At 50.9% G+C, this 12,029-nt stretch carries 11 protein-coding genes and 3 tRNA genes; 5 read left to right on the top strand and 9 right to left on the bottom strand.

All coding sequences use genetic code 11. The features are described 5' to 3' along the window. Positions 1-37: 37 nt before the first annotated feature. Positions 38-1,051 carry an EF-P beta-lysylation protein EpmB gene (gene epmB, locus ACESOH_RS09035; protein ID WP_373100858.1) on the bottom strand — a complete coding sequence of 338 codons (1,014 nt, stop codon included), beginning with the start codon at positions 1,049-1,051 and terminating at the stop codon, positions 38-40. Between the two features lie 34 nt (positions 1,052-1,085). Here epmB and efp point away from each other — a divergent pair, with 34 nt between their 5' ends. Beyond that, positions 1,086-1,652 carry an elongation factor P gene (efp, locus tag ACESOH_RS09030; protein ID WP_032093607.1) on the top strand — a complete coding sequence of 189 codons (567 nt, stop codon included), beginning with the start codon at positions 1,086-1,088 and terminating at the stop codon, positions 1,650-1,652. A gap of 105 nt (positions 1,653-1,757) precedes the next feature. On the opposite strand, the gene purA is transcribed toward efp, so the two are convergent. From purA to ACESOH_RS09010, 4 genes are all read right to left on the bottom strand, one after another. After that, positions 1,758-3,056, bottom strand: coding sequence for an adenylosuccinate synthase (gene purA / locus ACESOH_RS09025; protein ID WP_032093608.1), 1,299 nt, complete (start codon positions 3,054-3,056; stop codon positions 1,758-1,760). Between the two features lie 149 nt (positions 3,057-3,205). Continuing rightward, the gene (lysC, locus tag ACESOH_RS09020) at positions 3,206-4,561 is read right to left on the bottom strand and encodes a lysine-sensitive aspartokinase 3 (RefSeq protein ID WP_373100855.1); all 1,356 of its coding nucleotides are present in this window, start codon (positions 4,559-4,561) and stop codon (positions 3,206-3,208) included. Positions 4,562-4,732: 171 nt separating this feature from the next. Then, positions 4,733-5,992: a glutamate-5-semialdehyde dehydrogenase gene (gene proA, locus ACESOH_RS09015; protein WP_373100854.1), complete on the bottom strand. Its 1,260-nt coding sequence runs from the start codon at positions 5,990-5,992 to the stop codon at positions 4,733-4,735. A gap of 8 nt (positions 5,993-6,000) precedes the next feature. Further along, positions 6,001-6,672, bottom strand: a complete 672-nt coding sequence (locus ACESOH_RS09010; RefSeq protein WP_373100852.1) for a trimeric intracellular cation channel family protein — start codon at positions 6,670-6,672, stop codon at positions 6,001-6,003. A 156-nt stretch (positions 6,673-6,828) separates the two neighbouring features. Here ACESOH_RS09010 and ACESOH_RS09005 point away from each other — a divergent pair, with 156 nt between their 5' ends. Further along, positions 6,829-7,638 carry an HI_1241 family integral membrane domain gene (locus ACESOH_RS09005; protein ID WP_373100850.1) on the top strand — a complete coding sequence of 270 codons (810 nt, stop codon included), beginning with the start codon at positions 6,829-6,831 and terminating at the stop codon, positions 7,636-7,638. Between the two features lie 144 nt (positions 7,639-7,782). On the opposite strand, the gene ACESOH_RS09000 is transcribed toward ACESOH_RS09005, so the two are convergent. From ACESOH_RS09000 to ACESOH_RS08990, 3 genes are all read right to left on the bottom strand, one after another. After that, positions 7,783-7,869, bottom strand: a tRNA-Leu gene (locus ACESOH_RS09000). 27 nt (positions 7,870-7,896) lie between these two features. After that, positions 7,897-7,970, bottom strand: a tRNA-Cys gene (locus ACESOH_RS08995). A gap of 11 nt (positions 7,971-7,981) precedes the next feature. After that, a tRNA-Gly gene (locus ACESOH_RS08990) sits at positions 7,982-8,057 on the bottom strand. A gap of 303 nt (positions 8,058-8,360) precedes the next feature. Between ACESOH_RS08990 and ACESOH_RS08985 the strand changes: the two genes are divergently transcribed. The 3 genes from ACESOH_RS08985 to trxA all read left to right on the top strand — a co-directional run bounded on the left by ACESOH_RS08985 (position 8,361) and on the right by trxA (position 10,948). Beyond that, positions 8,361-9,473: a methionine biosynthesis PLP-dependent protein gene (locus tag ACESOH_RS08985; protein WP_373100849.1), complete on the top strand. Its 1,113-nt coding sequence runs from the start codon at positions 8,361-8,363 to the stop codon at positions 9,471-9,473. A gap of 35 nt (positions 9,474-9,508) precedes the next feature. Further along, on the top strand, positions 9,509-10,504 hold the full coding sequence (locus ACESOH_RS08980) for a 2-hydroxyacid dehydrogenase (protein WP_373100847.1): 996 nt from the start codon (positions 9,509-9,511) through the stop codon (positions 10,502-10,504). 120 nt (positions 10,505-10,624) lie between these two features. Next, positions 10,625-10,948, top strand: a complete 324-nt coding sequence (gene trxA / locus ACESOH_RS08975; RefSeq protein ID WP_032093615.1) for a thioredoxin TrxA — start codon at positions 10,625-10,627, stop codon at positions 10,946-10,948. Positions 10,949-11,016: 68 nt separating this feature from the next. Here the strand turns inward: trxA and rluC are convergent, their stop codons facing one another. Beyond that, the gene (gene rluC, locus ACESOH_RS08970) at positions 11,017-11,988 is read right to left on the bottom strand and encodes a 23S rRNA pseudouridine(955/2504/2580) synthase RluC (RefSeq protein ID WP_373100846.1); all 972 of its coding nucleotides are present in this window, start codon (positions 11,986-11,988) and stop codon (positions 11,017-11,019) included. Positions 11,989-12,029: the final 41 nt, after the last annotated feature.

Genomic DNA, 12,029 nt, shown 5'->3' with positions numbered 1-12,029 from the left:
AAATTGCGTTTATTTTAAAGGATCTTTCACGATTTTCCTATGCCGAATACAAAGTTTTATTCGGCTCGCCGGCAATTTCGCGCGCCAGTTTCGGCACCAGATAACCGGATGTGAGGCTTTGTAATTCAGTGTAAATTTTTGTTGCCTGCTGATCCTCAATATAAAAATGGCTGGCGCCTTCCACTTTATCCAGTAAATGCAGATAATAGGGCAGGATGCCGATGGCAAACAGTTTGTCGCCCAGATGTTTCAGTACCTGCGCGCTATCATTCACGTTTTTCAGTAATACCGATTGGTTAAGCAGAGTCACACCCGCCCGTTTCAGCTGCAACATGCCTTCCGCCAGAAGGTGATCGATTTCGTTCGGGTGATTGATATGGGTCACCAGCAGCGTTTGCAGACGGCTTTGCGCCAGTATGCGGCAAAAATGCTCGGTAATTCGTTGCGGAATCACCACCGGCAGGCGGGTGTGAATGCGCAAGCGCTGTAAGTGCGGTAGATTTTCCAGCTGTTTTAGCAGCCATTCCAGCTCGTGATCTTTGGCCATCAGCGGATCACCGCCGGAAAAAATCACTTCTTCGATTTCGGTATGCGCCGCAATATAAGCGATGGCTTTCAGCCAGCTTGACTTATCGCCTTTGTTTTGCGCATAAGGAAAATGGCGGCGGAAACAATAGCGGCAGTTAATCGCACAGCTGTTTTTAACCATGAACAGCAAACGGTTGTGGTATTTGTGCAGAATATTCGGCGCGGCGGTTTGCTGTTCCTGTAGCGGATCTTTGCAAAATCCTGCCGCACTTAGAAATTCCTGCCGTGATGACATGGCCTGCAGAAACAGCGGATCCTGCGGGTTGCCCTTTTCCATTTTGGCCACAAAAGGCAGCGGGACGCGCAGCGGAAACAGGCGGCGGGCGGCGATATCCGGCCCGAATGTGTCGCTCGGTAACGATAGTGCGGTTAATAAGGCGTGCGGATCGGAAATGGCGCCGGCAAGATAATCCGTCCAATTTTGTTCTTCTCTAATCGGGTGATTTTGGGTTAAAATACGCACTTTAAAAAAACAATCTCTTTTACTTGAGGATAATATGGCTACATATACTACCAGTGATTTCAAACCAGGTCTAAAATTTATGCAGGACGGCGAACCTTGCGTTATCGTGGAAAATGAGTTCGTTAAACCGGGCAAAGGTCAGGCGTTTACCCGCACCCGTATCCGTAAATTGATTTCAGGCAAGGTGCTGGACGTCAACTTTAAATCCGGGACTTCCGTGGAGGCGGCGGACGTGATGGATTTAAACTTAACCTATTCCTATAAAGACGACGCATTCTGGTATTTTATGCACCCGGAAACGTTCGAACAATATTCCGCCGATAAAAAAGCGGTCGGTGATGCGGATAAATGGTTATTGGATCAGGCGGACTGCATTGTCACTTTATGGAACGGCGCACCGATTTCCATTACTCCGCCGAATTTCGTCGAACTGGAAGTGATTGAAACGGATCCGGGCCTGAAAGGCGATACCGCAGGTACCGGCGGCAAACCGGCTACATTAAGCACCGGTGCGGTAGTTAAAGTGCCTTTATTCGTACAGATCGGCGAGGTGATCAAAGTGGATACCCGCTCCGGCGAATATGTTTCCCGTGTGAAATAACGATATGAAAACAGACAAAAACCGGCGTCCGCCGGTTTTTTTATGACTGCGATTGCGAGCAGAATAAAGGGCGACTATTATCGCCCTTATTTGTTCCAATGCCGGTTAAGCCGCAAAAGGATCGCGTAAAATCATGGTTTGTACCCGATCCGGGCCGGTGGAAAGAATATCCACCGGCACGCCGGTGACTTCTTCGATCCGTTTGATATAGTTACGGGTGTTTTGCGGAAGCTGGTTGACATCGGTGATGCCGAAAGTATTTTCTTTCCAGCCCGGCAGGGTTTCATACACCGGCTCCACGCCTTCCCAGTCTTTTGCCGCCAGCGGCGCATATTCCACAATATCCCCGTTCGGCAGCTTATAGCCGACGCAGATTTTGACTTCGTCAAAGCCGTCCAGCACATCCAGTTTAGTCATGCAGAATCCGGAAATGGAATTCACCTGAATCGCACGGCGAATCGCCACCGCGTCAAACCAGCCGCAGCGACGCGGACGTCCGGTAACGGCGCCGAATTCGTTGCCCTTGCGCGCGATTTCCGCACCGACTTGGTCGAATAATTCGGTGGCGAAAGGGCCGCCGCCGACGCGGGTGCAGTAGGCTTTTACGATGCCCAATACATAGCCGATATAGCGTGGGCCGAAGCCGGAACCGGTCGATACGCCGCCGGCAGTGGTGTTGGAGCTGGTCACATACGGATAAGTGCCCTGATCGATATCCAACATAGTGCCTTGCGCGCCTTCAAACAGAATATTGTCGCCGTTTTTACGCGCGGTATCCAAAATGGTGGTCACATCAGCCACCATGCCGGTGATAATATCGGCGATGGCGAATACGTCATCCAGCGTTTTTTGATAATCGACCGGTTCGACGTTGTAATAGTTGACCAGTTGGAAATTATAATAATCTAAAATGGTTTTTAATTTTTCGGCAAAGGCGGCGCGATCAAACAGATCGCCGACCCGCAAACCGCGGCGCGCCACTTTATCTTCATAGGCCGGGCCGATCCCGCGACCGGTGGTGCCGATAGCTTTCTTGCCCAGCGCCGCTTCACGGGCATGATCCATGGCGACGTGATAAGGCAGGATTAACGGGCAGGCTTCGGAAATCAATAAACGTTCGCGCACCTTAATGCCGCGGCTTTCCAATTCGCCCATTTCCTGCAACAATGCCGACGGCGAAAGCACCACGCCGTTACCGATAAGGCAGGTGACGTTCGGGCGCAGAATACCGGACGGAATCAAACGCAGCACGGTTTTTTCACCGTTGATGATCAGCGTATGCCCTGCATTATGACCGCCCTGATAACGCACCACATAGCTGACGCGATCGGTAAGTAGATCGACAATTTTTCCTTTACCTTCATCGCCCCACTGAGCGCCGAGGATAACAACACTTTTTCCCATATCTTCCGCCTTTTAAGCTGAGTTTTTATTCATGAATAACCAGCTGATTACTTTACTATTTTATCCGGTTAATCTCAATCCAAATCGTTATTTTCTTCGCATTTTCCCGCTGATAAAAAAGAGCGGTCGTTTTTACCGCTCTTTCGGGATTATTCTTCAAACAGATTTTTATGCAGTGCGCGCACCACATCGTCGGCCTGTTCGCTCTGAACCAGCATACACACATTGTTGCTGCTTGCCCCGTAGCTGATCATACGGAGATTGTAGGTTTCCAGCGTGCCGAAAATGCGTTTCGCCAGCCCGGCGGTAATATGCAGATCATTGCCGACCAGCGCCACCAGCGACAGACCGGTATCCACTTTCACACTGGACACTTCGCTTAATTCGGCCAGCAGTTCGCCGGACAGCATATTGGCGCCGGAAGAGGCGGAACCGGTTTTATCCAGCGTCAGTGCCACGCTGACTTCGGAGGTGGTGATGGTATCCACCGAAATTTTGTGTTTCGCCAGAATGCTGAACACATTGGCCAGAAATCCCTGCGCGTGCAGCATGCTGAGGCTGGACAGCGTGAGAAGCGTTTGATCGCGGCGCAGGGCAATGGCGCGGAATGACGGGCGCGGCTGCGGATCGCGGGTGACCCAGCTGCCGCCGTCCTGCGGCGCTTTGCTGGAACCGACATACACCGGAATATTGCTGCGTACCGCCGGCAGCAGCGTGGCCGGGTGCAGCACTTTAGCGCCGAAGGTCGCCATTTCCGCCGCTTCGGCAAAACTCATGGTATCGATACGACGTGCGGCCGGCACAATGCGCGGATCGGTGGTATAAATACCGGCGACATCCGTCCAGATCAATACATCCTTAGCATGTAAAACCTCCGCCAGTAACGCCGCGGAATAATCGCTGCCGCCACGTCCCAGCGTGGTGGTTTTGCCTTGCGGATCGCGCCCGATAAATCCCTGCGTGATCACAAGCTCGCCGCGATCGAGCAACGGTTTTAAAATATTATCGCTGTTTTTGCGGGTTTGTTCGTCATTCGGTGCGGCTTTGCCGAAATGGCTGTTGGTGGCGACTACCGTGCGCACATCCACCCAAGTGGCGTTGGTATTCAACTCTTTCAGCAGCTGCACGAAAATTAAGGTGGACATCATTTCGCCCTGACAGATCAATTCGTCCGTGAGCGCCGGAGAGGTTGCCAGACTGGCGGCTTCGGCTAGGCTTTCGATATTGCTCAAAATTGCGTCTATTTTAGGCCGCACTTGGGAGGCATCCTGTAATTCGTTTAAGATATTTTCCTGAATGCGGCGGACTTCCGCCACGCATCTTGCCTGCTCCGGCGTATCGCAACCGTTGGCCAGCGCGACTAATAAATTGGTTACGCCGGCTGAGGCGGAAAGTACGACGACGCGGGTGGCGGGATCGGCGATGACAATTTCGGCGCAGGCACGCATGGCGGAATAATTCGCGACACTGGTGCCGCCGAATTTAGCGACTGAAAGATGGGACATAAGTAAATTCCTTTAATGGTTAATTAGACGTAATGTTGTGTTCCACAATACAGATAACGATTTAAACAAAGATTGTCAAATATTATTTTATAAAATAAAAGAAAAACGCCATTCTGTTAAATGACGTTTTAATATTTTCTTTTTTAACCATGCTAATCGAATAATTTTCAATTAGGCGCGTATCAGATAGTCGCCGCTGCCGACCCATTTATAAGCGGTCAGCGCCTCTAATCCCATCGGGCCACGGGCGTGTAATTTCTGTGTGCTGACCGCCACTTCCGCCCCCAGACCGAATTGCCCGCCGTCGGTAAACCGGGTGCTGGCATTAACATACACCGCAGCGGCATCCACCTGACTGACAAATTGCCGCGCCAGTTGCTGTGAGGCGGTCAGAATCGCTTCCGAATGCTGAGTGCCGTATTCGGCGATATGGGCGATAGCCTGTTCGATATCCTGCACAATCACGACGTTTAAATCCGGCGAGCCCCATTCCTGACGCAACTCGGATTCCTGCACCGGGGAAACCGTCGCACCGGCCTGTCGTAAGATCGCAAGTGCGGTCGGATCGGCGTGAAATTTTACCTGCTTATCGTTGAAATAAGCCGCAAGCCGGGGCAGAAAATCGGCCGCGATACTGCGTTGCACCAGCAGTGTTTCCACGCTGTTACAGGTACTCGGGCGCTGGGTTTTGGCATTATCGATCACGGCTAAAGCGCGCGGCAGATCGGCGCTTTGTTCCACGAAAATATGGCACACCCCGACCCCGCCGATAATCACCGGAATGGTGGCGTGCTGTTTACAAAAGGCGTGCAGTTTGGCGCCGCCGCGCGGAATAATCATATCCACATAGGCATCCAGCTTGAGCAATTGCATGACCAGTTCGCGATCCGGATCGGTGATCGCCTGTACCGCATATTTCGGCAGCCCCGCCTGCTGTAAGGCCTGTTGTATCACCTCAACCAGAATGGTATTACTGTGCCGGGTTTCTTTGCCGCCGCGCAGAATAACCGCATTGCCGGTTTTTAAACACAGGCTGGCGGTATCAATGGTGACGTTCGGCCGCGCTTCGTAAATGGTACCGACTACGCCTAACGGCACGCGCACCCGTTCGATTTTTAATCCGCTGTCCAACGTACCGCCGTCGATAATTTTACCGACCGGATCCGCCAGCGAAACCACATGACGGACATCGCCGGCAATCGCTTTCAGACGTTGCTCGGTTAACAATAAACGATCAAGCAGCGCCTCGGATAACCCGTTTTGTTTGGCCGCCGCAACATCCTGCGCATTGGCGGCGAGAATGTCGTCGGCCTGCGCTTCCAGTTTTTCGGCAATCAGGTTTAAGGCGTTGTTTTTTTCTTGTTGCGATAATTGCGCTAAAACGAAAGCCGCCTGTTTAGCCTGTTTGCCCATTTGAATTAATGCTGTCATCTGTGATCCTATTTGGTTTTTTTCGGTAATTTGTCATCGTTTTCTTTGGCAGCGATCGGATTTTCCTGATAATCGAAAACCGGCAGACCCCATTCGAAATAAATCGCCAGCAAGCGCATGATAAAACCGCTGGCCAGCGTGACGATAATTACCAGATTGTGGTTGATATTCAGTTGCTGTAAACCGATGTAAATACTGGCGGCCAGCAATGCGACGCTGGCGTAAAGTTCTTTCTGAAAGACTAACGGAATGCGGTTGCACAACAGATCGCGCAGCACCCCGCCGAATGCACCGGTGATAATGGCGGCGATAATGGCAATGGTCGCGCCGTGGCCCATATCCAGCGCGATTTGCGCGCCGATAATGGAAAATACGATCAAACCCAGCGCATCCAACACCAGAAAGACGGTACGGAAATAGCGGATAAAATGTTTAATCAGCGGGGCGATAACGACAGTTAATACCGCAGCGCCGGCCACGATTAAAAAATAATGCGGATGTTTAACCCAGCCCAGCGGATAATGTCCGAGCAGCACATCACGCACCGAGCCGCCGCCGATTGCGGTCATCGAGGCGATGATAATTACGCCGAAAATATCCATTTTTTCCCGTCCGGCGGCCAGCGCACCGGTAATCGCTTCGGCGGTGATACCGATAATATATAAAATACTGAGCAGCATAATGCTCCTGATGAAAAGTGCGGTCCGTTTTCTGCGTATTTTAGAGAGGAATGATAAAAAATGCCACAAGCGAACGCCTGAAACGGGGGTATTTTTGACCGCACTTTTAAATTTCTGCATAATGTGCGCCTGAATCGTACCGTACAGGAAATGTTTATGTCCGAACCACAATCAAAACCCTTGACCGCCGTTTTATCGTTAATTCCGCCGCTGCTGTTATTCGGCGCGGATATGTTTGCGCTGTATTTACAACCGCAGGCGAAAGCCGTTTCGCATTTAAGCCCGGCGCTGCTGATGGCGCAGTTGCTGTGTCTGCTGGTGTTTGCCAAAGGCGAAATCTGTAACGGCCAGCGCGCCCGCCTGATTAAGGTCAACCTGTATTTGCTGCTTTATTGGGCGGCTTGGCTCGTATTAAGCCTGTTTTCCAATTATCACTATGTGCTGACGGATATTGTGAGCCTGTGCGGCATCGCCGTGACGCTGGCTATTTGGCAGCAACCGCAGGATGTGCAAATGCGCCGCTCGGTGTTAGTACTCGGCGCATTGCTGGCGGGGTTAGGCATACTCACTTATTGGCTGATGTTTAGCGAACTGCCGCTGCGGGATATGATGCAATACAATCCGCTGGCGCAAGGATTAACCGGCGTTATTTTGGCGAATATCATGTTAGTGATATCAAAAAACCGCCTACAGGGCTTGCTTACCGTACTGCCTTTCGGCATGTTGATCTTGTTACTGCTTAATGCGCTGACGGTATTGATTTTACTGGCGTACGCCTATTCAAGTGCGGTGATTTTCGCCAACGAATTGGCTTTAATTCTTTACTTCTGCCTGCATTTACTGATCGCCGCCATACTGGGCGCATGTATTATGCGAAAACGCCGCTTAGACTACAACAGTTTACTCATCCTGCTGTTTATCAGCGCCAGCCTGCCGTTATGGATACGGTTTTCGTATGTGGGTTAAAGCGGCTTTCACAGGCGAATTGTCGTTCGCCTGTGAATTATCTGGATTGAGTCGTGCCTTTTTCCGCTTGAAAACAAGCCGAATTACAAGCATAAAAAAAGCCGCATTATGCGACTATCTTATTGAATTATCAATTGTTTGAAATGGTGCCCGAGGGCGGACTTGAACCGCCACAGCCCGAAAGCCGAGGGATTTTAAATCCCTTGTGTCTACCGATTTCACCACTCGGGCGAGTTGTTTCTGACTGCGGTTGCATGATGGAGGCGTGTCCCGGAGTCGAACCGAGCTACATGGATTTGCAATCCAGTGCATAACCGCTTTGCTAACACGCCGTAGCGTAAATTGGAGCGGGAAACGAGGCTCGAACTCGCGACCCCGACCTTGGCAAGGTCGTGCTCTACCAACTGAGCTATTCCCGCTTTCGCTGCAACACATTCGCTGTCAGTGGCGTGCATTTTACTGACTTCTGACAATCTGTCAACGGGTGGTATGAAAAAAAATACTTAACTGCTGAAAAAAACTGCAACCCCTGCCAAAGATAACGGAGAAGGCGAATTCATGCCAAATTCCGGGCGGCGCCGAAAATCTGCTTTAATCCTGATCGAGTTTGTGCCAGAATGTTGACATTCTTTTTTCGGATCGAAATGCGTCGCACACCGGTTAAAACCGGCGTCTATTACACAAAAGTGCGGTGCATTTTTTAATTGTTTTAGTGAGGAATTATGACCCAACAATATCAGATAGATACCTTATTAGCGCAGGCCGGTAACCGGACAGACGAACGCACCGGCGCGGTTTCTACGCCGATTTTTCTGTCCACCGCATACGGCCACCGCGGCATCGGCGAAAGTACGGGATATGATTATACCCGCACCAAAAACCCGACCCGCACCGTATTGGAAGAAACCATCGCCAAACTGGAAGGCGGCGATCGCGGTTTTGCCTGCGCTTCCGGAATGGCGGCGATTCAGTTGTTGATGTCGCTGTTTACTGCGCCGGACGAGTGGATCGTATCCAGCGATGTTTATGGCGGCACTTACCGGTTGTTGGATTTTGCCTATAAACGTAATCACGGCGTTAAACCCGTTTATGTCGATACGGCGTCGCCACAGGCGATTGAAGCGGCGATTACGCCGCATACCAAGGCGATTTTTGTGGAAACGCCGTCCAATCCGCTGATGGAAGAATGCGATGTGGCGCAAATTTCGGCGCTGGCGAAAAAACATAACTTATTATTGATTGTGGACAATACGTTCCTGACGCCGGTGTTGTTCCGTCCTATTGAACACGGGGCGGATATTGTGATTCACAGCGGCACTAAATATCTCGCCGGACATAATGATGCGCTGGTGGGGCTGATTGTGGCGAAAGGGCAGGAACTGGGCGAGCGTTTATTCTATATTCAAAACGGTGCCGGGGCGGTGCTTTCGCCGTTCGACAGCTGGCTGACGATCCGCGGCATGAAAACGCTGGCGCTGCGTATGGAACGGCATGAAAAAAATGCCAAAGCGCTGGTGGAATTCTTACGCGCCCAGCCGCAGATTAAAGATGTGCTTTATCCGAATAAAGGCGGCATGCTGTCGTTCCGCCTGCAGGATGAAAACTGGGTCAATCCGTTTTTGAAAGCCTTGAAATTGATTACGTTTGCGGAAAGTCTTGGTGGCACGGAAAGTTTCATTACTTATCCGGCAACCCAGACCCATATGGATATTCCTGCAGCGGAACGTATTGCGCGCGGCGTTTGTAACCGCCTGTTGCGTTTTTCCGTCGGTTTGGAAAACGTTGAGGATATTAAAGCGGATTTGCAACAGGCTTTTGCACAGTTAACGGCGTAATATCCGGCTGACTTTTGCGCATGGTGGAGGTAAAGATGAAAATCGCAGTATATAGTACGAAAAGTTACGATCGCAAATATCTGGAACTGGTGAATGTTAAATACGGTTTTGACATTGAGTTTTTTGATTTTATGCTGAATGAAAGTACGGTGAAGATGGCGGAGCATTGCGATGTGGTGTGCATTTTCGTCAATGACGACGGCAGCCGTAATGTGCTGGAAAAACTGGCCGCACTCGGGGTCAAAATGGTGGCGTTGCGTTGTGCGGGATTTAATAATGTGGATTTAAAAGCGGCGCAGGAACTGGGGCTGAAAGTGGTGCGCGTGCCGGCATATTCGCCGGAAGCGGTGGCCGAACACACGGTAGGGCTGATGCTGACGCTCAATCGGCACATTCACCGCGCCTATCAGCGCACCCGCGAAGCGAATTTTTCGCTGGAAGGATTAATCGGGTTTAATATGCACGGGCGTACCGCCGGGGTTGTCGGCACGGGGAAAATCGGCGTGGCGGTGATGCGGATTCTGAACGGCTTCGGTATGCAGCTGCTGGCTTATGATCCGTTTAAAAACCCGCAGGCGGAAGCGCTGGGCGCGCAATATGTCGAGCTTGACGAATTGTATGCCAAATCGCATGTGATCACTCTGCATTGCCCGGCAACACCGGAAAATTATCATTTATTGAACCGTGATGCGTTCGCCAAAATGCGCGATGGCGTGATGATTATTAATACCAGCCGCGGCACGCTGATTGATACGCAGGCGGCGATCGATGCGCTGAAACAGCGTAAAATCGGATCGCTGGGAATGGATGTGTATGAAAACGAACGCGAACTGTTCTTTGAGGATAAATCCAATGAAGTGATTCAGGATGACATTTTCCGTCGTCTGTCCGCCTGCCATAATGTGTTGCTGACCGGCCATCAGGCGTTTTTGACGGAAGAGGCGTTAATCAGCATTTCCGATGTCACCTTATCGAATATTTATACGTTACAAACCGGTCAGCCTTGCGCCAATGCGGTGCTGCCTTCTTAGTCTTTGACTATTAAAACGATTAGTGCGGATGAAGTGATCTTTATGTTATTATCACCGCACTTGAATTTAACAAAAATGTCACCATATGCGAGACATGGTTTACAACAAAGGAAAATAACAATGAGCGAAGTATTACATACAACAGATGCGACATTTGAGCAGGACGTATTGAGAGCCGATGTACCGGTATTATTGGATTTCTGGGCGCCGTGGTGCGGCCCGTGCCGTATGGTGGCACCGATTCTGGATGAGCTGGCGGCGGAATTCGGCGCAAAAGTGAAAGTGGTGAAAATCAATATTGATGAAAATCAGGAAACTCCGGCGAAATTCGGCGTGCGCAGCATTCCGACCCTGATCCTGTTTAAAGAAGGCAAAGCGGCGGCAACACAGGTCGGCGCCTTACCGAAGAATCAGTTGGCAAATTTCGTGAATCAAAATATCTGATTGGTTCACTAAAATAATCGAATCCCGCCCAAGAGGGCGGGATTTTTTTGTGCTGAATTCGGCGCGTTCTATTTTGTTGCGCGCAATATTGTCAGCAGCGCTTTCAGCGACTCGTCCGGCGCGGCGGTTAAACGCAGGGTTTCTGCCGATTTGGGATGCTCGAAACGGATGGCATAGGCATGCAAAAACAGACGGTTTAACCCAAGTGCGGTCATTTTTTGATCGAAATCTTTGTCGCCGTATTTATTATCCAGCGCAATCGGATGACCGGCATATTGCGAGTGTACCCGGATCTGATGCGTCCGTCCGGTAACCGGCGAGGCTTTGATTAACGTGGCGCCGGCATAACGTTCTTCAATGCTGAAACGGGTTTCGGACGGTTTGCCCTGTTCGTCCACCCGCACAATACGCTCGCCGCCGGCCAGTTCGTTTTTCAGCAGCGGGGCGTTAATCGTTTTACAATGGGATTGCCACTGCCCGCGCACCAACGCCAGATAGTCTTTCTGCACGGTTTTTTCGCGCAGCTGCTGATGCAGATTGCGCAATGCAGAACGCTTTTTCGCCACCAGCAAAATGCCAGAAGTATCTCTGTCCAGACGGTGTACCAGCTCCAGAAAACGCGCCTCCGGGCGTAATGCGCGCAAGGCTTCGATCACGCCGAAATTCAGTCCGCTGCCGCCGTGTACGGCAAGGCCCGAGGGTTTATTCAGCACCAGCAGACAATCATCTTCAAAAATAATCTGCTTTTCCAATCGGGCAACCTGATTTAATTTTTTGGAAACCGGCGCCTGTGCTTTTTCCGCAACCCGCAGCGGCGGCACGCGCACGCTGTCATCGCGCTGTAATTTATATTCCGGTTTGACTCTGCCTTTGTTGACCCGCACTTCGCCTTTGCGCAGAATGCGGTAAATCAGGCTTTTCGGTACGCCTTTTAATTTTGCGGTCAGATAATTATCCACCCGCTGCCCGGCTTCGTCCTCGGTGACGGTCAGAAATCTGACCCCTTGATTGATGGTTTTTGCTTCGCTGTCGTGATTCATGTGATTTTTCGGAATGTGCCATAAAATTGCCGCGTATCATA

Origin of the sequence: Necropsobacter rosorum (assembly GCF_964241405.1) — a bacterium.
GTDB classification, from domain to species: Bacteria; Pseudomonadota; Gammaproteobacteria; order Enterobacterales; family Pasteurellaceae; genus Necropsobacter; species Necropsobacter rosorum.
This window is presented reverse-complemented; position numbering and strand designations above follow the sequence as displayed.